This window comes from Lactococcus sp. LG606 (assembly GCF_017309645.1).
Taxonomy (GTDB): domain Bacteria; phylum Bacillota; class Bacilli; order Lactobacillales; family Streptococcaceae; genus Lactococcus; species Lactococcus petauri.
In genome coordinates, this window is the sequence record NZ_CP071301.1 from 1066752 (window position 1) to 1091899 (window position 25148).

The window sequence follows — 25148 nt, forward strand, 5'->3', positions numbered from 1 at the left end:
ATACTCATAAATTCTTCATGTGTTTATTGCTTATCGGCTAAATTCACCCCGTCGTTAAGCTTTCTTATCCTATTAATTATACAGGTTTTTTTCCAAAATTCCACGAATAATGGCTGTTCCCCAAATTTAAAATGCTACTCTTTTTAATTATTTTCTAAATGGTTGAGGACTTAGCTTTGTCGCTGTTTATTCCCTCCTATAATATGCTATAATAAATTTACTTTATTGACGTTTGAAAGGAAATTGACTAATGAAAAAGATTTTAGTGTTGCATACTGGAGGGACCATTTCTATGGCAGAAGATGCCAGTGGTCGCGTGGCGCCAAACGCGGTTAACCCTATGAATTCGGTAGATATGCACCTTGATTCGATTCACATGGTCGCTGAAGATATTTTTAACCTTCCTAGTCCGCACATCACCCCAAAAGAAATGCTCTTGATCAAAAAACGTATCAACAGAGCCTTCGACCAAGAAGAATTTGACGGTGTTGTCATCACTCACGGCACGGATACACTTGAAGAAACAGCCTTCTTTTTGGATTCAACAATTCCACGTGGTATGCCAATTGTATTGACAGGCGCAATGCGCTCAAGCAACGAATTAGGAACAGATGGTATCTATAATTTCCTCAGTGCACTCCGTGTTGCTGCTGATGATGCTTCTCATGATCGCGGTGTTCTTGTAGTAATGAATGATGAAATTCATTCAGCACGATATGTAACAAAAACACATACGACCAATGTTTCGACTTTCCAGACACCAACGCACGGACCAGTTGGCTTAGCCACAAAGCACAAACTCTTTTATTTCCATACTGATGGCGAAAATCAACATCTTGATATTTCTTCTGTTAAAGGAAAAGTCCCGATTGTTAAAGCTTATGCCGGAATGACCGGTGAAGTCTTTGACTTATTTGATTTGAGTAGTTTAGATGGCCTGGTTATTGAAGCGTTGGGGGCAGGTAATCTCCCCCCTACAGCCGCACAAAAATTAATGAATATTATCAAGCTTGGTATTCCTGTGGTACTCGTTTCCCGTTGTTTCAATGGTATAGCGGAACCAGTCTACGCCTATGAAGGTGGTGGTTCTAAACTGGCAGAAGCTGGTGTGATGTTTGCTCCTGAAGTAAATTCTCAAAAAGCACGCATCAAACTCTTGATTGGCTTGAATGGTGGCTTGGAAGGGCACGCACTTAAGAAATTTGTCGAAAATTAAAAAAACAGCCGAGACAAGTTCTCGGCTGTTTTTTTCTCAATCTAAGTTCCAAAATATATAGTTTAATGAGCAATCATTTCTTGTGCTATTTCTTGTGGTGATAAATCACTTGGATAAAATGTTGGCCAATTTTCAAGCTCCTCAAGTACTTTTTCCTGACTGTCTGAACCATAAAAAATATGGAAATGTGCTGCCTTCATCGGTGAAATCGCATGATCACTAAACTGTACATATTTGAACTCGCCAGCATTATTATCATCGGTTTCAAAAAGATACCTCACTCCACGATTACCTTTTTCGTAATTTAAAATTTTAAATCCTTTGTACTCATAGTGATATTTATGTTTTACATTATTTTTCGTAAAGGTCATTGTATGGCTATCAATCAAAATATTACTCACATCACTCTCATATCCCTTTGCATAGTACTTCTTATATGCAGAAGGCGACTTATCTCCCTTAATTTTTGATTTATAATCAAACACCTGATCTAAAGTGCCATTTTGGAGCAAAGGGTACACTGACTGCCAATTTCCTGCGTAGTCAGTCAATGAACGATCTTTGACATCAGTATCCGAAAAATATCCATTTTCTACATTTTTTTCACTTTCAGGAGAGTGTTCTGCTTTTATTTCTTTACCTTTAACAGAGGCCGTTTTCTTAAGGGATTCCAAATTCTCCTCCATTACAGAGACGTAGTTTTCCCCCTCCTTAATTTGTTTTGCTGTAAGACTTTCTAATGGATTTAGGACAGCCATTTTTACTTTGGCTTCACTCGCTAAAGTTTTTGCGAATTTATTGTTTGAATTATTTTCAAAATAAATATATTCTATGCCATTATTCTCTACATATTTTTTTAATTCCGCTAAGCGTGCGGCAGAAGGTTCTTGATCAGGATTAAGTCCTGATATGGGAATTTGTTTTAAACCATAGTCTAGAGCTAAGTAACGAAAAGCTGCATGCTGGGTTACAAAGCTTTTCTGATTTGCATTTTTTAATTCTGAACTAAATTTTTCATCCAATTTTTTTAACTTACTCAGATATTTTGCAGAATTAGTTCCAAATGCCTTAGCTTTTTGTGGGTATATTTTTTTCAGCTGCTTCTCAATTACTTCAACTTCTTTTATTGCCATTTTAGGAGATAACCATGTATGTGGGTCATAATCATGATGATGCCCTTCTTCCTCATGGTTATGCTCATGCTCTTCTTCCATTCCAGGAAGTAAAAGAAGTCCTTGAGTTCCTTCAATAATTTTGGGGTTATCCTTCTTCCATGAAGCTTTAGATTTATTGACCCATGTCTCCATATTTTCATTATGGTACACAAAGACATCTGAGTTGCTAATTGTTGTCATATCTTTTGCTGAGGGTTCATAATCATGTGGCTCGGCCCCTGCCGGAACTAGCAGCTTAACTTCACCTTCATCTCCCACAATATTCTTTGTAAATTCATAGACGGGATAAAAGCTCGTAACAATAGACAGTTTTTCGCCATTTGTGTTTGTTCTGGCTTTATTTTGAGTTGTGTGACAAGCAGTGAGTAAGCTGAGTGAGACGACTCCTAATAAAGCAGCTCCTATTTTTTTCTTATGATTAAACGCTCTTTTTTTCTTTTCCTTATAAAATATTACCACCTAAAATCTCCTTTTTTAGTTTGTTTTTTAGTTTACCGGTTTAGTATATCTTATTCTTTTTATTATGTCAACCAGTTAACTAATTTTTAAATTTTGTACTAAAAAACAGCTGAAGGAAGAGGCCCCTTCAGCTGTTTTTTTATAAAAGTTTTTTAACAAAGTACTTCTACTATTTCTTCTCCAAATTATCTTGCAACTCCTGCCAAATTTGCTCATTTTCTTCCAAAGAATAAGAGTTAGCGCCAGAAGCTAAAGCATGTCCACCTCCATCGTGCTTTTTAGCAATTTCGTTGATAGGTACAGTTTTTGAACGCATCCGAACACGATAGTGTCCGTCTGCTTGTTCCACAAAAATCGCCCATGATTGTACATCGCGGATACTTCCTGGGGTGCCAACGATACTTGATGTTTCGGCATCCCGTAAATTGAATTTTTCCAAAACCTCTTTACTTAAAAGCACACGTCCTGCACCATTTTCGGAAATTTCAAGATTTTCGTAAACATATCCTTGCAAACGCGCGACTTTCATATCAAATGAGGTCATTTCTCGTCCTAAAGCTGGACGGTCAAAGTCAAACTCTGCAAGCTTACTTGCTAAATAAAGGGTTTGAGCTGAGGTTGCTGGATATAGGAAACGTCCAGTATCACCAACAATCCCTCCATAAAGAAGACGCGCTGCTTCTTCATTCAAAGCTAGCCCATGGTTCAATGCAAAATCCGTGATAATCTCGGAAGCCGAACTGCGATCGGGCTCAACCAGACGTAAATCTCCGTAAGCATCATCATTTGGATGGTGGTCTATTTTAATGACATAGTCTGCTTGCATCCATCTGTCATCATCAATCCGTGGTGTATTTGCTGTATCACAGACGATACTAAGGTATCTTGTCCCCGACTCCAGCTCCACCTGATCCATCTCGGCCAAATAAGTAAGTGTTGGTTCATCATAACCCACAGCATAAATTTTCTTTTCGGGGAAATTTGCTCTTAAAATGGCACGCAAACCGCACTGAGAGCCTAGCGCATCTGGATCTGGATTTTTATGACGATGAATGAGAATCGTGTCGTATTCTTTGATTTTTGTAAGTATTTCTTTCATTATTTTTTTCCTTATGTAATTTGTAGATTCACAACCGCTTTGGCGATGATATTGTTGACATAATAAATTTCAATATCTACAACCGCGCCTAAACGGGTCTCGTTGATGACTTTAGGATAAATTTCCAAGAGATTATCAATCGCGACCGTGCCCATCACGTTGAGATTCATTGACTCTAGGATAACATTTCTGCGCCGTCTTTTGTCAAGCGTTCTTTGAACGACGATTGCGACAATCTCACTCAGAGCAGCACTTGAAATATTTCCGACATTATTGACCATGAGCGGTTCAACCATCACAGTATATGCAGAGCCTTTTTCACTGATCTTACTGGACATGTCTTCACTAAAGGTATGTGTCACTTGGCTTTCTTCTTGGCTTCTTTGAAGACTTTCTAGCACTTCAGACTTGGTCACCACACCAGCATAGGTGTAATCCTTATTCACGATCGGCATGATGTCATAACCTTCATGAATCATCTTTTGTGAAATGCTCGCCACCGTCATTTTTTGCTTGGCAACAGCGGGATAGTTCATCAGCTTGTTAATCTGCGTATCTAGACTTTTATGAGCAATATCGCGCATGCTGACAACGCCAACAACTACACGATGTGGATTAACTACTACAAAACGACTTAAATTTGTCCGCTTCATTAGTTCCATAAAGTCTTTTACCGTATCTTCTTCACGTAATGCAGGGCGATGATCGTGGGAAATTTCAGCTACTGTGATGATATCTTTTTTTATCAATTCATTTGCTAAAGCATGACTGATACGATTTGCAACTGTAAAGGTGTCGTAAGTCGCGCGCATAAGCGGAATCCCCATCTCATTTGCATAATCAATAACATCTTGATCAACATCGAACCCCCCTGTAACAAGCACAGCGCTTTGACCATGCAAAGCCATACTCTGAATGTCTTTACGGTCACCGACAATCATCAAACTGTTTTTCATCAAAAACTTTTTCACACTTTCCGGCTGCATGGCACCGATGGAAAAACGACTAAATTCAACCTCAAGTCCAGCATGTCCACCCAAGATTTCAGCACTGGCAATTTCAGCAATTTTTCCGAAAGTCAACTTATGGTTACGTTTTTGTCCTTTCACCGATACTCGAACAGTACCTGAGCGGTCATTTACAGCAACTAAACCACGATTTTCTGCTTCTTTAATGGCACGATAAGCTGTGCCATCTGCCACTTTTAAACGATTAGCGATACTACGGACACTGACTTGCTTACCAATGTCAAGTTTTTCTATATAATTAAGAATTTCTTCGTGTTTAGACATGAGATACTCCTAAGACTTGATTTCCTTTTTTAATAGCAAACTCCTCGAATTCAGAGATGCGTCCTTTATTGTATTGTGTGCTACCTTTAAAACGGCCAATTCGCTTATAGCCTACTTTTTGAGCCACCCGTATCGAGCTGAGATTTTCCCGATCACAATTAAGCACAAGTTGCTTCAGTCCAATCTCTTTAAGACAAACTTGGGTTACCGCAGCGAGCGCTTCAGTCATCAGACCTTGATTCCAATATTTTTTGTGAAGTACATAGGATAATTCTGCTGTACCCTTTTGCTCAACCAGCTTTGAAAACTGAATCAAACCAATCATTTTTTGCTCTGATTTTAGTTCGATTGCCCATTTACCTAAGGGTTCTTTCATGAAATGATTGGCTATGACAAAGCTGGTATGTGCAAGATTTGGATGGGGATTAAAGACAAATTGAAGATTACTTGCATCAGAGCTATATTCAAACATATCGGCTGCATCAGACATGACAAAAGGACGAAGCCATAGCCTGTTGGTTTCAATCTTTTGGTGTTCCGCAAGTTTTACATTGATATTCATTCTCACTGTTCCAGATTCTTATTTTTAATAAGCCTATTATATCACGTTACTTCTGCTATCTGTGATATAATTTCATTACTATGAACTATAGACGGATAAATCTCAAATTAGAGCACCCGCTTGCCTTTTGGTCTGCTTTCCCTGACCCTAGTGAGCGTTTTTTTTGGTACGATAGCCAAAAGCAAACTTTGATTATTGCCAGTCAACGCTTGCAAGCTGTGCAAGAACAAGATATCGCAAACTATCCTTACGTTTTTTACAGCCAGAGTTTTTTTGATGAAGTAAATGATGAGCTTTGGCAAGATTTCGGAAACGAGATTGTCGCTTTTAAGCATTACTTTGTACAAACACCTACAGAGTCTTATGTTTTGTCCTGTGATTCTCTCCCAGAAATTACGGACGAAAAGGGAAGTAAACTGTCCAACAGCTATACAGAAGAAGCTTCGGATTATCAAGAATGGCAAAGTCTTTACCAAAAGTTACAGGAAAATATTGCGCAGGGTAAAACAATCAAAATCGTAGCTTCTCGTCAAATTAAATTTACGAGTGAGCAGACTTTTAAGATTGAGCCAATTCTTGAGCGGTTGATAGAAAATAACCCTTCAGCTTTTATTTTTGCTTATCATAAAGCTGGTAAAACATTTCTTGGTGCTTCACCTGAAATTTTGGTCCAGAAAGAAGGTAATCATATTCTGAGCTATGCTTTAGCTGGAACCTTTCCCCGTTCCCTTGCTCATGGCGATACCCGCTTACTTCAAGACCCGAAAAATCTTCATGAACACCAAATTGTTGTCCAAAAGATTAAGGACAAGATGTTAGAGAAGTCACCCCATGTTCAGATAGGGGAAACGGGGATAATGGCTTTGAAGAATGTCTTTCATCTTCGAACACTCTTATCGACGGTTGATACGTCCCATTCCTTAATTGATTGGGCCAAGCACCTTCATCCTACACCAGCACTGGGCGGACAACCTAGTAAAGCGGCGCTTGACTTCCTCCGTGCCAATGAAAAACATGAACGCGGACTTTATGCGGCACCTTTAGGTCTAATCGATGCTCAAGGAGATGGAACACTCATCGTCGCCATTCGTTCAGCACTATTTGATGGGAAAACATGTTACGCCTATGCCGGTTGCGGCATTGTTGCCGCTTCAGACTGTCAAGCTGAATTTGATGAAACAAAGATAAAATTAAAAACAATACTCGAGGCACTTTAAAAATGAACAATGAATATTTAGCACCACTTGTTGATGAATTTTTCAATCTAGGCGTACGTGAAGCTGTATTTAGCCCGGGTTCACGTTCAACAGCTCTTGCCATGCTTTTTGAAGAGTACGGCAAATATGACACTTATGTCAATATTGATGAGCGCTCGGCTGCTTTTTTTGCCCTTGGTATAGCCAAAGCTCAACAACGTCCGGTAGTTCTTATCTGTACTTCTGGTTCTGCTGCTGCTCACTATCTCCCCGCCATTACTGAAGCGAAACACAGTCGTGTACCTCTGATTATTTTGAGCGCGGATCGGCCCAATGACTTGCAATTTGTGGGCGCTGCACAAACTGTAAATCAGGCGGATTACTTTGGCAAATTCGTTAACCATTATGAAGAGTTAAGTCATCCCAATGCTAATAATTTCTGGACTTATCCACGTAAGGTCGCACAACGTGCCTATATGGCATCTACCAATGTTCCCGCTGCTGCCGTACAAATCAATGTGCCTATCGGTGAGCCTTTGATTCCAGAACTCAACCCGGAACATTACCAAAAAGGTCACAAGCCTTTCTCTCTCAGTCAAGGGAAAATTCAGCCGCAGCTTGTTCCTGAATTAAGCGGCAATGTGATTATTCTCGCAGGACCTGATAGTAACTCGGATTATCAAAAAGCACTTTTAGACCTGTCAGAAAAGATTCACGCACCTATCTTGGCAGATCCTTTGTCTAATTTACGTAATTTTAGTCATCCCAATATTATTGATGCTTATGATGCTTTTCTCACGCAGGCAGAAATCCTCAATACACTTAAAGTTGACTGTTTTCTTCAGTTTGGTCAAATTCCTGTATCAAAACGCGTTTTACAATTAATTGCTCGCAATCCTGAGGCAGAATATATCCAAGTTGATTCGGCACTTGATTATCGCAATCCAAGTCAAACCACGACACAGGTTATTCAGGCTGAACCAGCACTTTTTTGTGAAGCAGTTCAACCTTCAACTTCTGGTAAAAGGGCACTCAAGCAGTGGCAAGACTATCAGCACTCCATGCGCCAAAAACTCGATACAGTTAAAGATGAAACTGCACCTTTTGAAGGACGTTATGTTCAAAGTCTGCAAGACCTTCTTCCGGAACAAGCACAGCTTCTGATTTCTAACTCGATGGCCATACGCGATGTTGATTACTTTTGGCGCAGTCGTCAAGCCACTGTTCGTCTTTTAGGAAACCGCGGTACCAATGGTATTGACGGACAAGAGTCAACCGCGTTAGGTATATCTACGAGCGGACAACCTACGGTCCTCTTAACCGGTGATCTCTCTATGCTTCACGATATCAATGGCTTAATCGTAGGCAAAACCCATCAGCTCAACTTGACTATCGTCCTTTTCAACAATGACGGTGGCGGAATCTTCCACCATTTGGCGCAAAAGGGGCAACCACATTTTGACTATCTGTTCTCAACGCCACACGGTTTAGATTTTGGAGGCTTAGCACAATTGGTGGGGCTAGATTATCATCTCGTGGGAGATTATCAGGACTTTGAAAGACAATTCAGTCAAAGCTTTACTCAAACAGGTATTCATCTTCTGGAAATAAAAACAGACAAGGATGTGAGCTTAGACTTGCACAAAAAATATACGACTTATGCTATTTGAAGATAAATATATCCAGATTGATTCCCTTACCTTTCATGTCAGGATACATGGTCAAGGTAAGCCCCTTTTAGCCTTACATGGTTTTAGCCAGTCTGCTTCGACTTGGGATGCTTTAGATATATCAGGCTACCAAATCTTTGCTTTAGACCTTGTGGGACATGGAAAGTCCAGCAAGCCGGAACAACTTGATGCTTACCGTTTGGCAAGCATTTGTGCGCAGCTCCGACAAATCATTCAAAACCTTTTTCAAGAAAAAAGCTACAGCTTATTGGGCTATTCCATGGGTGGACGGATTGCACTGCAATTTGCACTGAACTTTCCTGAACAGCCCATTGAACAACTTATCATTGAATCAGCTGCCCCTGGCATAGCTGACAGTAATCAACGTGAAAAACGTCTCCAAGCTGATCTTCACTTGGCTGAACAAATCGAGGAAAATGGTGCTGTCTGGTTTGCAAATTATTGGGGCGCACTTCCCATCTTCAAAAGTCAACAAAATCTTTCTCAGGAAGAGCAATATAAAATTTGGTCCAGTCGCGCCCTAAATGCACCTCATGCCCTGGCCCAAACTTTACGCGCTACCAGCCAAGGAAAGCTTCCAGACATTTCAGAGAAGCTCCCAGATTTAAACTTACCCCTAATCTATATCACTGGAGCTCTGGATCAAAAATATAAACGAATCGCTGAACAAATCGGTACTTATCCAAAAGCGCAAAGTCTGATTGTGGAGGGCGCAGGGCATAATGTACATCTGGAACTACCTCAACATTTTAATTTAATCTTAAAGACACATTTGCATGACTCAGCCATGCTATAATGAATAAATAAACAAAAAAGGAGACAAATTATGTCAAAATATAACTGGCTTGCTTTAGACCGCAAGTACGAAGATGTCATTTACGAAACTTATAACGGTATTGCGAAAATTACGATCAATCGTCCTGAAGTACGTAATGCGTTTCGCCCTAAAACAGTGGTGGAACTTATTGATGCCTTTACTGTAGCACGTGATGACACTTCGATTGGTGTCATTGTTTTGACAGGTGCTAATCACGGCCAAGGCGAAGACAAAGAAGCTTTCTGTTCTGGCGGCGACCAAAAAGTCCGTGGCGACGGTGGCTATGTTGGTGAAGATCAAATCCCTCGTCTTAACGTCTTAGACTTGCAACACTTGATCCGTATCACACCAAAACCTGTTATTGCTATGGTCAACGGTTTTGCTATCGGTGGTGGGCACGTTCTCCACATCGTTTGTGACTTAACGATTGCTTCTGAAAATGCTAAGTTTGGTCAAACAGGCCCACGTGTTGGTTCTTTTGATGCTGGTTATGGTGCTGGACTCTTGGCTGCTATGGTTGGTCAAAAGAAAGCACGTGAAATCTGGTTCCTCTGCCGTCAATACACTGCACAAGAAGCAATGGATATGGGCATGGTAAACACTGTTGTACCTTTTGATCAACTTGAAGACGAAACAGTTAAATGGGCCGAAGAAATGCTTGCCTTGTCACCAATGGCACTTCGTATGCTTAAAGGCTCAATGAATGCTGCAACTGATGGACTTGCTGGCTTGCAACAATTTGCTGGTGATGCAACGCTCATGTACTACCTCAGCGATGAAGCCAAAGAAGGGCGCGATGCTTTCAAAGAAAAACGCAAACCCGACTTTGATCAATTCCCTAAATTCCCATAAGCTATGAAATGGTTAAAAGAACAGGCTGAAAAATCGCCAAATAAACTTTTCTTAAATCAACTGACTTTTAAAGAAGTCTACGATAAAACTGTTCAGACAGCCCAACATTTAAACAAAGAAACAGCTAGGCACAACCGCCTAGCTCTTCTTTCAGAAAATTCGCCAGAGATGGCAATTGTGCTCTTTGCGCTGTTGGCTTTGGATAAGGAAGTCCTCTTGCTCAACACCCATCTTACAGCTAATGAAATCCGAGAGCAACTGACTGAACTTGATGTGGAACTGCTGATTGCTTCGGACCAGCAAACCTATCCAGCAGACTTGTCTTTCTCTGATATCCATTCTTTAGAAACCAGCAGAGCTGTGCTCAATTGGCAGCCAGCGCCAGAGAAAATTGCTGTAATCATGAACACCAGTGCGACAACTGGAAAGTTCAAATCAGTACCTATCACTTGGAAAATGCTTGCGGCACATGTGGCTGCTTCTGCAATAACCATGGGCGTTCTTCCAGAAGACAACTGGCTTGTCGTTCTCCCCATGTTTCATGTCAGTGGTCTATCCATCATCATGCGCAGCCTCTATAATGCCACTCAGGCCACCATACGTGCTTCTTTCGATGAGGAAGAGTTGATTAAACTAATTAATAACAGCTCGATCAATATGGTTTCCATGGTACCGACCATGCTTAAACGTGTTCATGAAAAAATTGCTGCCAAAAGTCTTCGCGTCCTCTTGTTAGGGGGGGAATTTATTCCCCAACCTTTGATACAGGCATGTTTTGCACAAGGTCTACCTGTCTACAAAACTTACGGGATGACCGAAACTTTTTCCCAATCTGTTACCTTCAACATTTTGGAACATCCGGACAAGCTAACTTCTGTCGGTCAAGCACTTCCTGGCGTGGAGATTAAAATTTTAAACCCTGATGCTGATCAGGCTGGCGAAATACATCTAAAATCGCCAATGCTCATGAAAGGTTATCTTAATCAAGAGGACGTTCATCTATTCAACACTGGAGATATTGGCTATCTTGATAAGGACAATTTCCTTTATATTCTCAATCGTCGTAAAGATATCATTATTTCCGGTGGAGAAAATATTTATCCCAAAGAGATTGAGGATTTACTCTATAGCTTAGAGGGAATTATCGAATGTGCGCTTGTCCCGCAGGAAGATCAGACTTGGGGTCAAGTGCCACTTCTTTTCTACGCTGGGACGCCCGATATACAAGAAATTACAAGCTTTTTGCGTCAACATCTGGCCAAGTATAAACTTCCCCGTCAGATTATCAAAATGAATGCTCTACCCAAAAATGCCTCAGGCAAAATCCTTAGGAAAAATTTAAAACATGAAGCTTAGATCGATTAGTTTGAATCACGTCCAACTTCCGATGAAGTTTAACTTCAAGACAGCCAAAGGTGAGCTGAAGCAGCGTGACACCATTATTATCATTGTCGAAGACGAAACCGGCCATCAAGGGTATGGTGAATGCGTAAGCTTCACCACACCTTTCTACACGCAAGAAACATTTGACAGCTCATGGGAATGCTTGTCGCAGACTTACATTCCAAAAGTAATGACAGCAAACTTCACACATCCCTTTGAGATTCATGAGTTTTTTGAGCAACCCTTACCGATGGCAATGGCAGGTTTGGAGAATGCCTTGCTGGACCTTTATTACAAAACTCAAGGAAAAAATACAATCGCTGCCCTTTTTCCTGAGCCATTGACAGAAGCTTTATCCCGTGGGGCCGTCTTGGGCGATGTGCCTTTTGAGCAGCTTCCTGAAAAAATCGAAGCCTTAATCGCCCAAGGTGTGGAAAGAATAAAGCTTAAAATTAAGCCCACAGATGGTTTTGAACGCATCCAATATGCTGTGGAGCATTATCCTCAGCTCCAATGGGCTGTTGATGCCAACCGTTCTTATGCCCTTGAAAATATCGAAGCGCTGATAAAGCTCGATCAATTTGGACTTGTCTGCATTGAAGAGCCTTTTGCTACTGATAATCTCGAAGATTATAAAGACATTCTTCCGCAGCTTTCAACACCTATCTGTTTTGATGAAAATGTCCAAAGTTGGAGTGATTTACAGACCCTTTCTCAACTTAAGGAAAAAACCATGCTCAATATCAAAATTGGCCGCTTAGGTGGACTTTATCAAACAAAAGAAGCTATCACCTTTTGCCGGAAAAATAACATTTCCTTCTGGATTGGCAGTATGGTCGAAAGTGGTATTTCCAAGATATTGCATACACAACTGGCCACTTTAAGCGACAATATCATGCCAGGGGATTTGTCAGATTCGTCCTATTATTTTACGGAAGATTTAATCGTACCAGAGATTAAATTTATTGAAGGCAAGATGAATAGACCGCGTGGCAAGGGCTTGGGTGTATCTATCAATCAAGCAGCACTTGAATATTACACCGTGAAAAAGGAGATTTTTACATGAATTTAATTGAACAACTGGGTATTCAAAAGCTGGTTTTAACCCCAACAGGTTTTACCGCTCAAATGCCTTTAGAGGACTTTCATGCGCAACCTCAAGGTTTCTTAAATGGTGGTGCAACGCTGGCCTTTGCTGAGGTTGCTGCTGGTATGGCAAGTAATCTCTTGCTTGACGATAAACATTTTGCTGTCGGCCAAGCGGTCAATGGCAATCATTTAAACCCAACTAAAGCAACAGGAATACTCTTTGCTCAAGGTCTTCTTCTGCACAAAGGTGGGCGTACACATGTGTGGGAGCTGAAGTTTACAGATGCGCGTGAGGTTTTAGTAGCACAAGTCACTGTAACCAACGCTATTGTGGCAAAAAGATATGAATAAAGACAACATAATATTTACAGAATTGGTGGATATAGATGAAGCCGAACTTGCGGATATCAATCAATTAATTATCGACACTTGGGCTTATCAAGAGTGGAATAAACAAGAAAATGTCTTGCCTATGGCTGATTTTTTTCTTGAAACAATCCTCTTGACCTCCACAAAAGTCTTTGTCGCTAAAGATAAGGGGAAAATTATCGGCGTCGTCGCTGCTGCTCTCACTCCTGATTTACTTCCCAAAAGTCGGATAAGGTACCGCCAACTTGAAGCTCTGAGTTTAATTATCAACCAAGGAAAACCAGAAACCGTTTTTGACTTTTACTTGGAAACCATGAAGCTCAATGAGGAACTTATACAGCAAAGCAAGGAAACCTTTGATGCTGCCTTAAACCTCTTAATCTTAAATGAGAACTACAAAGGCTTAGGTCTTGGAAGCACACTCTATCAGCTTTTCCTTGATTACTTAAAAGAAAATAAAGCAAAAACCTTCTTCCTACTTACAGACAGCTATTCCAACTATCCTTTTTACGAGAAGAAAGGCTTAAAAAGAATCGCCGCACAGCGTTTCTCTTGGAGTAATGATGCGGAAGTTTCAGAAGAGGATGTTGAGGAATATTATGTTTATGCGGGGCGAGTGGGTTGACTCATTTACTAATATTACTCCGGAAATCATCGCATCAACACATTAGAATTTTCTTAGCTTCACAAAGTAATCCCGCTGTTATATTGTTAGCTCCCTCCATATTTGTAGAATAATTTTCTTCATCTTTCAATGAATTTTTAAAAATTAAAACACTTAAAATGTGATAATATTTTAGATAAATATATTTTATCTTGAGAAAAAAGCTTGATAGAGAGGAAAAACAACAATGACAAGAGTAAAATTAAATACAGATAGGCTAAAGGATAATCAATGACTGAATTATTTACAATCCTATCCGAAATCGCAAATTTTTTCTTAGCTCTTGGGGTTTTGTCATTAGCACTTGACCAAAGCCGCACTAAAAGAGAGCTTCGGGAGATTAAACGGATTCTTTTAGAAAAGGAATGAAAGTAAAAAGCTTATATCAAAACGATATAAGCTTTTCATTTATTTTCCTACGGCTTCATAGGCCCGCATAAACTTCTCAGCATTCACTTTAACACCTGCAAAATCACCCGTTAAGGCCGGTGCTGTCACACCACCTCCTGCACTGACAGCAGTCGCTCCGACTTTAAACCATTCTGCCACATTTGATTCATTAACACCACCAGATGGCATCACATTGATGTAAGGGAAAGGACCTTTGAGGTCCTTAATCATCGCAGCTCCTGCAATATCTCCTGGGAAAAGCTTGATGAGTTCAGAGCCATATTCCATCGCTGTTTGTGCTTCTAATGGGGTCATCACTCCTGGAATATAAGGGATTTGATACAGGTTACAGATTTTAGCAACTTCTTTGTTAAAAGTTGGACTCACAATAAATTGAGCACCGGCAATAATTGCTAAACGTGCTGAGGTCGCTTCTAAAACAGTCCCTGCACCAATCATCACATCAGTTCCTGCATATGTGGCTACAAGATCAGCAATTACATCGTTTGCACGAGGTACCGAATAAGTCAGCTCAATACTTTTAATCCCACCGTCTACAACTGCTTCTACTATTTTGACGGCATCTTCGGCACTATCTGCGCGTACCACTGAAACAACACCCGACTTAATCACCTTTTCCAATAATTCTGCTCTTTGCATTATAAATCTCCTTGATAATTCTGACTCTTATAGAAATCCATAAGTTCCTGACGTGTCGGATATCCTTCACTATCCCCCGCACTTTGAACTGCCAAAGCGCCAATAGCACACGCACGATGTACAGCAACTTCCAGCGTTTTACCTTCAAGTAAAGCAGATTCTAAGCCGACAGCAAAGCCATCGCCTGCGCCTACTGTATCAACGACCTTGTCCACTTTAAAGCCAGAAACGGTATAAGTAGCACCAGCTTTCGTTTTGACAAATGCGCCTTCAGCGCCCAGTTTCACTACAACACTTTCGGTTAGACTGCTTTGGCTCAAATAAAAATCAGCAATTTTTTCTGGTTGGCTTGAACCCATCAGTATCTGGCCTTCATTAATACCCGGTAAAACGATTTGGCTGTTCTTCGCTAAGTTGTTGAGAGTATCTACCATTTCTTTTTGATTTTTCCAAAGCGCTGGACGAAGGTTTGGGTCAAATACCGTGAAGACTTTATTTTCCTGCAGCTTATCATTAAACGCTCTAAAAGTTTGAAGTGTTCTGGGCGATAATGCTGGAAAGATCCCTGAAAGATGAGCAATCTGAACATCTGCTAAAGTAGATAAATCAATCTCATCTATCTTCAAGTTTGAAGCAGCTGAATTTTTACGAAAATATGAAGTAACCGGATCCCCCATACTCACACATTGTTTCAAATAAACGCCTGTCAAAAAGTTTTCATCGTAAATCAAGTTTTGCGTATCCAGCTCTGCCTCTTGTGCAGCCTCAGTAATAAACCGTCCAAAAGTATCTGCCCCAACTTTGGATACATAGCCCGCACTGTGACCTAAACGTTTGATACCAAATGCAACATTAAATTCTGCTCCTGCGAGGTATTTCTTGAAATGTACTGCTTCATCTAAGCTGACATCCACATCTTGTGAGGCCATCACGACTAGAGGCTCGCCTATTGTTATAAATTTTGGCATAATTCTTTCTCCAAGGTTCAGCTCTTTATTTTATGGTTGCTTACCAATGTAGGCTAAGATTCCGCCATCTACGTAGAGAATATGACCGTTGACAAAGTCAGAAGCCTTCGAAGCCAAGAAGACTGCTGGGCCTTCAAGATCTTCTGGTTCTCCCCAACGCTCTGCTGGCGTTTTGGCAATGATAAAGGAATCAAAAGGATGACGTGAACCATCTTCTTGTAATTCACGTAAGGGCGCTGTTTGGGGTGTCGCAATGTAGCCAGGGCCAATACCATTGCATTGGATATTGTATTTTCCGTATTCTGAGGCAATGTTCTTCGTCAACATCTTCAAACCACCTTTAGCAGCAGCATAGGCTGAAACTGTTTCACGACCAAGCTCTGACATCATTGAACAGATGTTGATGATTTTACCGCCACCTTTCTTCATCATACCTGGAATAACTGCTTTCGAAACGATAAATGGACCATTCAAATCAATATCAATCACTTGACGGAAATCAGCGGCTGACATGTCAATCATCGGTGTACGTTTGATAATACCGGCATTGTTGACCAAGATGTCAATAATGCCGACTTCTTTTTCAATTTGCTCAACCATTGCATCAATTCCTGCTTCATCAGTCACATCACAAACATAACCGTGCGCTGTAATGCCTGCTTCTTGGTAAGCTGCCATACCGCGATCAACTGCTTCTTGGTTGATGTCATTAAATACAATCGTTGCTCCTGCTTTGGCATAGCTTGATGCCAAGGCAAAGCCGATACCGTAAGTCGCTCCTGTTACAAGGGCGATTTTTCCTTCCAGTGAAAAGGCGTTTAAAATATTCTCAGTCATAATCTTCTCTTTCTGCTTTCGTTTATTTTTTATTATTTAAGTTCGTTCATTGGAACAATATCCATATCGTCATAAGTGATATTTTCACCACACATTGCCCAAATAAAAGAGTAATTACTTGTGGCTACACCTGTGTGGATGGACCAACTTGGACTGATTGCCGCTTGTTCGTTTTGCAGCACTAAGTGTTTTGTTTCCTCGGGTTTACCCATGAAGTGGAAAATGGCATTGTCTTCTGGCAATTCAAAGTACAGATAAGCTTCCATACGACGTTCATGTGTGTGACAAGGCATAGTGTTCCATGCAGAACCAGGAGCAAGTGATGTTAAACCCATTTGGAGTTGGCAAGATTCGACTTGGTTTGGGTGAACATATTGGTTGATTTTGCGTTTATTCATATGTTCATCATCACCCGGTGTTAAAGGATTAATATTTGCCAGAGCGATTTTTTTATTCGGGTATTTTTGGTGAGCTGGAGCTGAAGCCACGTAGAATTTTGCTGGGTTTTGCGGATCTTTAGATTTGAAGATAACTTCCTTTGTCCCTTTTCCAATATAGTAGCCATCACGGTGTAAAACTTCATCTTCTTGGCCGTCGATGATAATACTGCCATCACCACCAATATTAATGACACCAAGTTCACGACGTTCTAAGAAATATTCAACTCCAAGAACTTTATCCAGAACAATTTCCAAAGGTTTTTCTGTCGGTTCAACTCCGCCAAAAATCAAGCGGTCATTGTGCGAATAAACCAAATGAATAAAGTTAGGTTCGAAGATGGTTTCTACTGCAAATTCTTCGCGCAGCTCTTGTGTCGTAAATTTCGCAATATCCTTTGGTGAGTGTGTGTAACGGGTATCCATTGTTTGATTGTTCATCTGATGCTCCTTTTTTATTTGTTATTTATAGAATTAATGAACCGATTTACTAAACCGATTTACTAACATCTATTGTATTCGCTTTCAGTTGTTTTGTCAAGTAAAAAAAATAAAAAAATACCAAAGGATATTTTTCCTTTGATATTTTTATAGTGAATGTCTGATTTTTAGATCTGAGTCAACGACTGTAAGTTCTGCTTTTTGCGCTTTGGCTTCAATATTTTTGACCAAAAGATCCGCAGATGTGTAGCCTATCTTTACGGGATCCTGAACGATAGCAGTCAATCCTGGACTAATCAGCTCTCCCAAAGCTCCATCATCATAACCTACCACTCCCACTTGTTCTGGCACAGCAATTTGCTTATCTTTCAGAATTTTAATAGCACCATAAAGCAGACCGCCGTTGAAGGCATAGATGGCTGTCTTTTTATCGTCTTTACAGAAAGGCTCAATTTTTTCCCAAATCATTGGATCACTAGTAAAGAGGTCTTTAACTTCTTCAGTAAATACTTCTTCCAGTTCAATATCCGTATCTTTTATTGCTTCGGTAATTCCTTCATAGCGTTTGAGACGAGTTGAAGAATTCTGTATTGGCGGTGTTAAGATGACAATCCTTTGATAACCTTCTTTGACAATCTTTTCCGCTAATTTTTTTGATTGCTCACCATTATCAGAAATAACAGCTGGCCAAATAAGGGGTTGAAGATAGCGGTCAACTTGGACTAAAGGCAAGTCTGAATCAATCGTCTTGTAATCCGTCGCTGCAGCTTTAAGAGGTTGAAGGATGATACCGTCAACTTTCTCGTCTAGTAATTTTTCGATATTGTATTGTTCATACTCTTCATCGAGGTCCGAGTTCATGATAAGCGTATGGTACTTGGTGTTTTGCAATCTTTCCATCATCCCTTTTAATAAACGTGATGTATAAAGATTGGAAATGTCGGTTACTGAAATCCCGATAAGTGAAGAGTAACTTGACTTTAAAGCACGCGCTTGACGGTTCGGACGATAGTCGAGCTCTTCAATTTTATCTTGAATCCGTTGCCGTGTCTCTTCTGACATCCCTGCAAATTTACCATTTAAAAAATTGGATATAGTTGATTTTGATACCCCAGTTAACTTTGCGATATCGTTGATCGTTACTTTTTTAGTCATATGCCCTTATTATACGATACTTTGAAAAAAATAATAAGAAAAAAGTTATTTTTCACTTACTGTGCTCCATTTTGAATCTTGCTCCTGCATCACTGCTCCAGTTATGAGACTTATCAAGCGATGTTGACCGGGCTGAATCTTCCCCTGAAGACAAGGAAAAATACTGCGTGGATACAACACATTGGTATTCACTTCTGGCCGAACAATGTCTGCCTCGTCATAGCCTTTGATTGCTCTGATACTACTGCTCCCTAATGGCGTGTCTATTTGGGCAAATTTATTATCAGAAAAAGTTGAGCTTTCCTCAATCGTTGTGGAAAAACCGCCTTCTGCTACACACAATACTTTGTCTGTTTGGATATCGTGGATACGCAGATGCGCTTGACCTAAAGGGATAATCGTACTTTTGATGTGAACGGCTGGCATGGGTGACCAGTAATGCACCACACGATCTTCGAAGATTTCAAAAGAATCATCTTGGGCATGTGCTCGAAAGTACAGCCCGTCTTCACTCAGCGCTAAGGTATTATCAAAAGCGCCTTCAGCGTAAAAATAAGCGCCTTTGGGTACACTAAAACCAAACTGTGTCGAATAGACAAACTTACCATATTTGGCTGGTGCATGACTCTGATTTTCGATGAACTGCCCAGCTGGATAAAACATAACCTGCTCCGAATGGGCACTGTGTTCAATCAAGGCTCGCATTTCTTTAGAGGCGATTCGTTTACGTGATAAGCGTGCTAACTGTTTGTCGGCTTGCCAAAAAGGATGTTTACGATCAACTGCCAAGAGTAAAAATGCTTTAAAAGCCCAGTAAGGTGAACCTGCTGCGTTATAATTTTCAGCCATATTGAGATTGGGATAAGCGTAACCAACATTTAAAATGCCATTTTCAGTAAAAATAGCCTCACGAAACCAGGATTGCATATGATTTGAAAAGAGTGCTTTAATATTTGACCAAGGCAAAGCTTCCAAATCCGCAAAAACTAAGGCTGACCAAAAAGCGCCCTGTGCAAAACGATAAGTCAAGCTTCGGCCAAAAGGCACTGCTCGTCCTTTTCGGTCAAACCAATACTGATAATCTTGCGCAAATAAAGTTGCCCTTTCCCTAATCTTTTTAAGCCGTTCAGCATCATCATGAGGATTTAAAAATTTTGAGATGAGCAAGCTATAGTAATGAAATGCCCACGGAATATAATAATCCACCTGACTTGCCTTACCGTCACAATACCATCCCTTCCCTTGATAGCAGCTGTCAATGAAGGCAAACTCTTGCTCGATTATTTCTTGAGAATAAGGCATCTCCAAGTTTTTCATGGTGACATTGACCAAGATACGGAAAAAACGCCAGTTATTTTTGGGGATTTTTCGTTGGTTGATTTGAAGGAACCAGTTGACTATATTTTCTTTTTCTTGCAGACTAAAGTCCTGCCAGATGGTCTCCTTATTGAGTAGCAAACAGGTCGCTAAAGCTGCCATTTCGACAAATTTTTGGTCATAGTTGGCGAGCACGCCAAAATAATGCTTGCTTGTAGGATCTGTTCCCGCTACAAAGGAAGCACGCATTTCTTCTGTGAGAAAAACATCTTCATTTTGACTAAGATAAGGACCAATCGCCCAGACCAAACGGCTAAAGGTTTCCATATGACTTGTCTCTTCATCATAGATAGCACCGTGATTGTGTCCCAAGTCGATATGACCAGAACCATTCATTTTTACTTTGAGCGGTTCAAGCATAAGTTTGACCCCCTGCGTGATCTCTTCATAAGAATCCCATTTTAAAGCTTTTAATTTCTTTTCTCGCATTTTATCTCTTTTCTGATGAAAATATCCCATGACTTTGCAAGGGATAGGTATAGTCTTATTGAACAGGCTTGTTTTTTCCAAAAACTTCAATCTGGGTTAGCGCAGGGAAGGGCGAATCATCTTGTGCCTTGTTTAAATGATCCAGTTTGATAAAAGTGGTCTGCTGTGTCGGAAATTTAAAGTTTTGAAACTCTGCCTGCTTTTCTGTGTCAAAGCTCATACAATTACCATTTGAAAATGTAACTTCAACACTTTGCCAATAACTATCATGTGGAAAATCACAGCGGAAAAGTAAGCTCAGCTGATCCACTTCAACATATCGACCAAAATCAATGGTTAATTCCGCATCGGCCTGCTGATTAATTCCCCATGAGGCAAAAGGATATGAACCATGTGATAGGTTAGCGCATTTACCATCTATGGCATTTTTCGCGAAAAAAACTGATTCATCACGTGTTTCGACATTGGCCGAAGCATGCGGATACACGCCTGTGTTTTCTTTTTGATCATGCGCATTAAAAGAAAGATTTTGATAGTTTGAAATTTCAAAAGGATGGGCTTTGCGCACGGTCAAGCTATGGCGTGCGGATTTGAATGCCGTCTCCACAGAAGACTTTCGCAGATTTTCTGTTAAAGGGATTTCATATAACCATTCTTCTTGAGTAAAATAAAGGAATGATGGCGCAAGAGTTTCATCCATCTGAACCATATAATAGCCCGGAACATCATCTACTGTCACACGAATCTTATCTCCCATCTGATACACATATTCCTTGATTCCTAGTGTACAAAGCTGGTTTCCTTGAGCCATAAATGGCGCATGCTCTTTCTCATGGTCAAATTTCCCAGAGATATTTTCTTTGTCCTTATTAAGCAGTTCAATTTTCATCATTTTTTTGGTTCTCATTTCTTTATTCGGGTTGTTTGCCAATATAGGCAAGGATACCGCCATCGACATATAGGATATGCCCATTTACAAAGTTGGAAGCATCTGAAGCAAGGAAGACAGCTGCACCTTGTAAATCCTCCGGTTTACCCCAACGTTCAGCCGGGGTTTTCGCAATAATAAAGGCATCAAAAGGATGACGAGAACCATCTGTTTGTCGTTCTCGCAGTGGTTTCGTTTGTTCGGTAGCAATATATCCTGGGCCGATACCATTACACTGAATATTATATTCACCATACTCAGAGGCGATATTTTTAGTCAGCATTTTCAAACCGCCCTTGGCTGCGGCATATGCCGAAACAGTTTCACGGCCTAGCTCGGACATCATGGAGCAAATATTGATAATCTTGCCGCCTCCTTTTTTAATCATCGCAGGAAGAACGGCTTTCGCCATAATGAAAGGACCTGTGAGATCAACATCTACAACCTTTCGGAAATCGCTCGCTGTCATGTCAAGCATTGGTAGTCGTGAGATAATGCCCGCGTTATTCACCAGAACATCTACACTTCCGACTTCTGCTTCAATCTGTTGCATCATAGTCGCAACTGCTGTTTCATCTGTGACATCACAGACGTAGCCATATGCCTTAATGCCTTCTTTTTCATAAGCTGCTAAACCCGTTTCTACTCCCGCTTGATGTCTGGCATTAAAAACAATCTTTGCACCTACTTGGGCATAAGCAATACCAAGAGAATATCCAATCCCATGTGCCCCTCCAGTGATGAGGACTATTTTTCCCTTCATGCTGAATAATTTTAAAATATTATCTGTCATTTTTTATTCCTTTTCTTATTAAAAAGCAGGTCCATATGCAATATGAACCTTCTGTTCTTATACGGTCTATGAAAAATTTTCCAATGACTCGGAATTGTGTAAGTGAGGTAAGTCATCCGAAAATTCTTCACACACCGTGCAAGACGAATGCCTTATACAATGTGTGTGGTGTTTTATTTTGCTGGTGGCACAGGTAAACCTAGAATGCCAAGTGCACTGAGAACAATCGTGAAAATTAAAACCAACCAGATAACACGTGTAGAGTTCAATTTCTTTTGGCCCAACATCCAGTAAGTTAACAATGTGAGCAAAACTGGGATTAAGGCTGGCAAGATTCCATCTAATGTTGCTTGCATTTCTAACTTGACACCGTTATTTGTGTAAACCAGTGGCGTAGCTACCTTGATAACCGTTGGAATCAAGGCACCAATAACAGTCACACCCAGAACAGTTGCCGCATTAGTAAAAGCAGAGAGTTTATCTTTTAATGTGGTTACTAATTTTACCCCTTGTTTATACCCTAGTGGAAGTAAAGCAGCGCGACCAAAGAGCAAGGCAATATTTGCAGCAATCCAAAGGAGACAGCCGACAGTCGAACCTTGCTGAGCTAAAGTTCCTGCAACAGAACCAAAGATTGTTCCCCAAATAACATGGAAAAGTGAATCTCCGACACCTGCAAGTGATCCCATGAGGGCCGTTTTCAAAGCCGCCACAGTTTCCTTCGCTTTATAACCTTCTTTTTCTTCAATGGCTACATCAATCCCCATAATCAAATTACCAAAAATAGCATTGGTATTGAAGAATTGGTTATGCGTTTTAGCCATATCTTTGAGTTCTTTATCGTCTTTGTAAAGCTTTTTCAGAACAGGCATGATGCCATAAAGATAACCTGAACTCATCATACGTTCATAGTTCCAGTTGAGCTGACTTCCCAAGATATAACGCCAGCTAATTTTATTTAAATCTTTTTTTGTAATTACTTCTTTATTGTTATTCATCACCGTCAAAGCCTCCTTCAAAGTTTTGGCCATTTGTTGTGCCTGCCTCAGCTGGTGCAGGCTTTGCGCTGTCACGTTTGAACACCAAGAGTGCTGCGACTACTCCGACAATCGCAATCCCCATCATCGGAACTTGTAAATATGCTGCAAGGAAGAAACCGACCATAAGATAGGGAATATATTGTTTCGTTGGCAAATAACGCAAGAGTATCGCCACACCGACAACAGGCAATGTGCCCCCAGCAACTTGAAGACCAGTCATCAACCATTCAGGCATTGCATTGGTCAAGGTTGTTACAGCAGCATCACCAACGATCAGCATGAGTAAGATGGGAATAGCACGAGATAGTCCCCAAAGAAATGAACCAGAGAGAACCAAACGTGGAATACGGCCGTATTGTTCTTTATCAATAGCTTTGTCAACTCTGTGAAGCAGGAAGACATTACAGAAACGTGCCACAACATCAAGTTGGAGCATCAGAAGTGACACAGGAACAGCTAAACCAATACCATAAGCTGCACCTTTTCCTGAAATAATAGCGAATGCTGTACCAAGGACGGCACCTGTGAAATAGTCAGGTACAGAAGCTCCACCAAATGCTGCAATACCTAAGCGCATAAGTTGAAGGGTACCACCAACCATTAAACCAGTTTTCAAATCTCCCATAATTAAACCAGAAATCATACCGGCAATAGCTGGCTGAGTCAACGAATTCGAAATCAATGAATCATTGATAGCAATAAAGGCAAAAATTGTAATTAAAATGATTTGTAGGACTGTTAAATGCATTTTATCGTTCTCCTATTTTGTTAAGTTTTTCCATAAAGTCAATGGCGGGCTCACTTGGAACCAATTGGGCTGTGATTTTAACGCCACCAGCAGCAATTTCTTGGAAGATACCTTCTTCTTCTGGCATGACTTTGATGCTCTTTGTGACTTCTTTTGAACCTTCTTTATAGCTCATATTCCCTACATTAAGACTTTCAAGTTTCCCCCCTGCTTGAATAAATTTTAAAACATCGGCAGGTTTTTTAAAGAGAAGAAAAATCCGTTGTAAGCCATATTTCCCCGCATTGATATTTTCTGCTGCTTGGGCTACGGGAATAACTGAGAGTCGCATTGCTGATGGGCAAGCCATGCGTAAAGATGATTTTTGCAAGTCATCGGCAGCTGCCTCATCATTTGCAACAATGATGCGTTGTGTCCCCAAACTTGAAGACCAAATCCCAGCCACTTGTCCATGAATCAAGCGTTCATCAATGCGCGTGTTAACAATCTTTGCTTTACCTTGGTACTCAGAATAATCTGCCATATTAAGCGTTACTGCTTCTTGTGCCTTTGCTTCATTCAGCAAGTTTTTCGCATTAACCAGCGTTGTTCTGCTCGAAGTAACCAAATCATCAGCGGACGCAGTATCACTCACTGCTGCTTCTAAAACAAGAGAGAGGTTCATCCCAGCGATGATAGAAACATCATCATTATCGGTAAAATGCTTTAACGCCACGTTACAAGGTGTTCCTCCAAGTAAATCAGCAATAATTAAAGTTTCACCCTCTAAGGTCTGCATTTTTTCTAGTAACTCTTGTTCAAACTGGATATTATCACTATCCTCGGGCATACATACCACATGCATCTGTTCTTGCCGTCCGATGATCATCTCGAGACTTTCTTTCACCCCGGCAGCCATCGAACCATGGCTAATCAATACTATGTTTCTCATTTGACTCCTTATCAATCACGCAAGCGCTCTTTTATTTAACATGTTATCTTCTTGCATTATCAGTATATAACATATTAAGTAGCTTGTCAAGAGAAAATGTACACGGTTACATATTTTTTTGTAAAAAGCTCCCTAAAGCGCACTCTAAAG

Annotated in this window: 25 protein-coding genes; 10 read left to right on the plus strand and 15 right to left on the minus strand. The window is 40.5% G+C overall.

What is annotated here, in order from left to right; all coding sequences use genetic code 11:
* Positions 1–250 precede the first annotated feature (250 nt).
* Positions 251–1216: an asparaginase gene (locus J0J35_RS05190; RefSeq protein ID WP_019293209.1), complete on the plus strand. Its 966-nt coding sequence runs from the start codon at positions 251–253 to the stop codon at positions 1214–1216.
* A gap of 62 nt (positions 1217–1278) precedes the next feature.
* On the opposite strand, the gene J0J35_RS05195 is transcribed toward J0J35_RS05190, so the two are convergent.
* The 4 genes from J0J35_RS05195 to J0J35_RS05210 all read right to left on the minus strand — a co-directional run bounded on the left by J0J35_RS05195 (position 1279) and on the right by J0J35_RS05210 (position 5803).
* A complete protein-coding gene (locus tag J0J35_RS05195) occupies positions 1279–2850 on the minus strand; it encodes a zinc ABC transporter substrate-binding protein AdcA (RefSeq protein WP_305067160.1) in 1572 nt (523 codons plus the stop codon).
* Positions 2851–3019: 169 nt separating this feature from the next.
* Complete coding sequence (locus J0J35_RS05200; RefSeq protein WP_191672779.1) at positions 3020–3949, minus strand: bifunctional oligoribonuclease/PAP phosphatase NrnA; 930 nt, start codon at positions 3947–3949, stop codon at positions 3020–3022.
* A gap of 11 nt (positions 3950–3960) precedes the next feature.
* Entirely contained in the window at positions 3961–5241 is a 1281-nt protein-coding gene (locus J0J35_RS05205; protein ID WP_019293212.1) for a DRTGG domain-containing protein, read from the minus strand.
* On the minus strand, positions 5234–5803 hold the full coding sequence (locus J0J35_RS05210; protein WP_019335442.1) for a GNAT family N-acetyltransferase: 570 nt from the start codon (positions 5801–5803) through the stop codon (positions 5234–5236). The genes J0J35_RS05205 and J0J35_RS05210 overlap by 8 nt, the downstream gene beginning before the upstream one ends.
* An 80-nt stretch (positions 5804–5883) precedes the next feature.
* On the opposite strand from J0J35_RS05210, the gene J0J35_RS05215 reads away from it, so the two are divergent.
* From J0J35_RS05215 to J0J35_RS05255, 9 genes are all read left to right on the plus strand, one after another.
* Complete coding sequence (locus J0J35_RS05215; protein ID WP_206918090.1) at positions 5884–7020, plus strand: isochorismate synthase; 1137 nt, start codon at positions 5884–5886, stop codon at positions 7018–7020.
* Between the two features lie 2 nt (positions 7021–7022).
* Positions 7023–8669, plus strand: a complete 1647-nt coding sequence (gene menD, locus J0J35_RS05220) for a 2-succinyl-5-enolpyruvyl-6-hydroxy-3-cyclohexene-1-carboxylic-acid synthase (protein ID WP_206918095.1) — start codon at positions 7023–7025, stop codon at positions 8667–8669.
* The gene (gene menH / locus J0J35_RS05225; RefSeq protein ID WP_141920862.1) at positions 8659–9486 is read left to right on the plus strand and encodes a 2-succinyl-6-hydroxy-2,4-cyclohexadiene-1-carboxylate synthase; all 828 of its coding nucleotides are present in this window, start codon (positions 8659–8661) and stop codon (positions 9484–9486) included. The genes menD and menH overlap by 11 nt, the downstream gene beginning before the upstream one ends.
* Positions 9487–9516: 30 nt before the next feature.
* Positions 9517–10359 carry a 1,4-dihydroxy-2-naphthoyl-CoA synthase gene (gene menB / locus J0J35_RS05230; protein WP_003134096.1) on the plus strand — a complete coding sequence of 281 codons (843 nt, stop codon included), beginning with the start codon at positions 9517–9519 and terminating at the stop codon, positions 10357–10359.
* Positions 10360–10362: 3 nt separating this feature from the next.
* Complete coding sequence (gene menE, locus J0J35_RS05235) at positions 10363–11715, plus strand: o-succinylbenzoate--CoA ligase (RefSeq protein WP_206918098.1); 1353 nt, start codon at positions 10363–10365, stop codon at positions 11713–11715.
* Positions 11705–12808, plus strand: coding sequence for an o-succinylbenzoate synthase (menC, locus tag J0J35_RS05240; protein WP_206918110.1), 1104 nt, complete (start codon positions 11705–11707; stop codon positions 12806–12808). The genes menE and menC overlap by 11 nt, the downstream gene beginning before the upstream one ends.
* Positions 12805–13182 (plus strand): PaaI family thioesterase, encoded by a 378-nt coding sequence (locus J0J35_RS05245; RefSeq protein WP_019335436.1) that lies wholly within the window; start codon positions 12805–12807, stop codon positions 13180–13182. The genes menC and J0J35_RS05245 overlap by 4 nt, the downstream gene beginning before the upstream one ends.
* Positions 13175–13825, plus strand: coding sequence for a GNAT family N-acetyltransferase (locus J0J35_RS05250; protein WP_117518098.1), 651 nt, complete (start codon positions 13175–13177; stop codon positions 13823–13825). Before J0J35_RS05245 ends, J0J35_RS05250 begins: the two co-directional genes overlap by 8 nt.
* 270 nt (positions 13826–14095) lie before the next feature.
* A complete protein-coding gene (locus tag J0J35_RS05255) occupies positions 14096–14233 on the plus strand; it encodes a hypothetical protein (protein WP_019294124.1) in 138 nt (45 codons plus the stop codon).
* 39 nt (positions 14234–14272) lie between these two features.
* Here the strand turns inward: J0J35_RS05255 and J0J35_RS05260 are convergent, their stop codons facing one another.
* From J0J35_RS05260 to J0J35_RS05310, 11 genes are all read right to left on the minus strand, one after another.
* On the minus strand, positions 14273–14914 hold the full coding sequence (locus tag J0J35_RS05260) for a bifunctional 4-hydroxy-2-oxoglutarate aldolase/2-dehydro-3-deoxy-phosphogluconate aldolase (RefSeq protein ID WP_019335434.1): 642 nt from the start codon (positions 14912–14914) through the stop codon (positions 14273–14275).
* On the minus strand, positions 14914–15882 hold the full coding sequence (locus J0J35_RS05265) for a sugar kinase (RefSeq protein WP_206918112.1): 969 nt from the start codon (positions 15880–15882) through the stop codon (positions 14914–14916). Before J0J35_RS05265 ends, J0J35_RS05260 begins: the two co-directional genes overlap by 1 nt.
* Positions 15883–15912: 30 nt before the next feature.
* Positions 15913–16719, minus strand: a complete 807-nt coding sequence (locus tag J0J35_RS05270; protein WP_061412431.1) for a gluconate 5-dehydrogenase — start codon at positions 16717–16719, stop codon at positions 15913–15915.
* Between the two features lie 32 nt (positions 16720–16751).
* Positions 16752–17597 (minus strand): 5-dehydro-4-deoxy-D-glucuronate isomerase, encoded by an 846-nt coding sequence (kduI, locus tag J0J35_RS05275; protein ID WP_165719832.1) that lies wholly within the window; start codon positions 17595–17597, stop codon positions 16752–16754.
* A 147-nt stretch (positions 17598–17744) separates the two neighbouring features.
* Positions 17745–18752: a LacI family DNA-binding transcriptional regulator gene (locus tag J0J35_RS05280; protein WP_206918114.1), complete on the minus strand. Its 1008-nt coding sequence runs from the start codon at positions 18750–18752 to the stop codon at positions 17745–17747.
* 45 nt (positions 18753–18797) lie between these two features.
* Complete coding sequence (locus tag J0J35_RS05285) at positions 18798–20558, minus strand: DUF2264 domain-containing protein (RefSeq protein WP_206918116.1); 1761 nt, start codon at positions 20556–20558, stop codon at positions 18798–18800.
* A 55-nt stretch (positions 20559–20613) separates the two neighbouring features.
* The gene (locus J0J35_RS05290; protein WP_206918118.1) at positions 20614–21450 is read right to left on the minus strand and encodes a hypothetical protein; all 837 of its coding nucleotides are present in this window, start codon (positions 21448–21450) and stop codon (positions 20614–20616) included.
* A gap of 19 nt (positions 21451–21469) precedes the next feature.
* Complete coding sequence (locus J0J35_RS05295) at positions 21470–22279, minus strand: gluconate 5-dehydrogenase (RefSeq protein WP_206918121.1); 810 nt, start codon at positions 22277–22279, stop codon at positions 21470–21472.
* Between the two features lie 173 nt (positions 22280–22452).
* Positions 22453–23277: a PTS system mannose/fructose/sorbose family transporter subunit IID gene (locus J0J35_RS05300; protein WP_019294115.1), complete on the minus strand. Its 825-nt coding sequence runs from the start codon at positions 23275–23277 to the stop codon at positions 22453–22455.
* The gene (locus tag J0J35_RS05305; RefSeq protein WP_019294114.1) at positions 23270–24067 is read right to left on the minus strand and encodes a PTS sugar transporter subunit IIC; all 798 of its coding nucleotides are present in this window, start codon (positions 24065–24067) and stop codon (positions 23270–23272) included. Before J0J35_RS05305 ends, J0J35_RS05300 begins: the two co-directional genes overlap by 8 nt.
* Position 24068: 1 nt before the next feature.
* Positions 24069–24998 (minus strand): PTS mannose/fructose/sorbose transporter subunit IIAB, encoded by a 930-nt coding sequence (locus J0J35_RS05310; protein WP_206915966.1) that lies wholly within the window; start codon positions 24996–24998, stop codon positions 24069–24071.
* Between the last annotated feature and the right edge of the window lie 150 nt (positions 24999–25148).

Excerpts from the sequence above, each read along its gene's own strand:
- J0J35_RS05190 (WP_019293209.1), top strand. The coding sequence starts at position 251 with ATGAAAAAGATTTTAGTGTTGCATACTGGAGGGACCATTTCTATGGCA.
- J0J35_RS05200 (WP_191672779.1), bottom strand. The coding sequence starts at position 3,949 with ATGAAAGAAATACTTACAAAAATCAAAGAATACGACACGATTCTCATT.
- J0J35_RS05205 (WP_019293212.1), bottom strand. The coding sequence starts at position 5,241 with ATGTCTAAACACGAAGAAATTCTTAATTATATAGAAAAACTTGACATT.
- J0J35_RS05210 (WP_019335442.1), bottom strand. The coding sequence starts at position 5,803 with ATGAATATCAATGTAAAACTTGCGGAACACCAAAAGATTGAAACCAAC.
- J0J35_RS05215 (WP_206918090.1), top strand. The coding sequence starts at position 5,884 with ATGAACTATAGACGGATAAATCTCAAATTAGAGCACCCGCTTGCCTTT.
- menD (WP_206918095.1), top strand. The coding sequence starts at position 7,023 with ATGAACAATGAATATTTAGCACCACTTGTTGATGAATTTTTCAATCTA.
- menH (WP_141920862.1), top strand. The coding sequence starts at position 8,659 with ATGCTATTTGAAGATAAATATATCCAGATTGATTCCCTTACCTTTCAT.
- menB (WP_003134096.1), top strand. The coding sequence starts at position 9,517 with ATGTCAAAATATAACTGGCTTGCTTTAGACCGCAAGTACGAAGATGTC.
- menE (WP_206918098.1), top strand. The coding sequence starts at position 10,363 with ATGAAATGGTTAAAAGAACAGGCTGAAAAATCGCCAAATAAACTTTTC.
- menC (WP_206918110.1), top strand. The coding sequence starts at position 11,705 with ATGAAGCTTAGATCGATTAGTTTGAATCACGTCCAACTTCCGATGAAG.
- J0J35_RS05245 (WP_019335436.1), top strand. The coding sequence starts at position 12,805 with ATGAATTTAATTGAACAACTGGGTATTCAAAAGCTGGTTTTAACCCCA.
- J0J35_RS05250 (WP_117518098.1), top strand. The coding sequence starts at position 13,175 with ATGAATAAAGACAACATAATATTTACAGAATTGGTGGATATAGATGAA.
- J0J35_RS05255 (WP_019294124.1), top strand. The coding sequence starts at position 14,096 with ATGACTGAATTATTTACAATCCTATCCGAAATCGCAAATTTTTTCTTA.
- J0J35_RS05260 (WP_019335434.1), bottom strand. The coding sequence starts at position 14,914 with ATGCAAAGAGCAGAATTATTGGAAAAGGTGATTAAGTCGGGTGTTGTT.
- J0J35_RS05265 (WP_206918112.1), bottom strand. The coding sequence starts at position 15,882 with ATGCCAAAATTTATAACAATAGGCGAGCCTCTAGTCGTGATGGCCTCA.
- J0J35_RS05270 (WP_061412431.1), bottom strand. The coding sequence starts at position 16,719 with ATGACTGAGAATATTTTAAACGCCTTTTCACTGGAAGGAAAAATCGCC.
- kduI (WP_165719832.1), bottom strand. The coding sequence starts at position 17,597 with ATGAACAATCAAACAATGGATACCCGTTACACACACTCACCAAAGGAT.
- J0J35_RS05280 (WP_206918114.1), bottom strand. The coding sequence starts at position 18,752 with ATGACTAAAAAAGTAACGATCAACGATATCGCAAAGTTAACTGGGGTA.
- J0J35_RS05285 (WP_206918116.1), bottom strand. The coding sequence starts at position 20,558 with ATGCGAGAAAAGAAATTAAAAGCTTTAAAATGGGATTCTTATGAAGAG.
- J0J35_RS05290 (WP_206918118.1), bottom strand. The coding sequence starts at position 21,450 with ATGATGAAAATTGAACTGCTTAATAAGGACAAAGAAAATATCTCTGGG.
- J0J35_RS05295 (WP_206918121.1), bottom strand. The coding sequence starts at position 22,279 with ATGACAGATAATATTTTAAAATTATTCAGCATGAAGGGAAAAATAGTC.
- J0J35_RS05300 (WP_019294115.1), bottom strand. The coding sequence starts at position 23,277 with ATGAATAACAATAAAGAAGTAATTACAAAAAAAGATTTAAATAAAATT.
- J0J35_RS05305 (WP_019294114.1), bottom strand. The coding sequence starts at position 24,067 with ATGCATTTAACAGTCCTACAAATCATTTTAATTACAATTTTTGCCTTT.
- J0J35_RS05310 (WP_206915966.1), bottom strand. The coding sequence starts at position 24,998 with ATGAGAAACATAGTATTGATTAGCCATGGTTCGATGGCTGCCGGGGTG.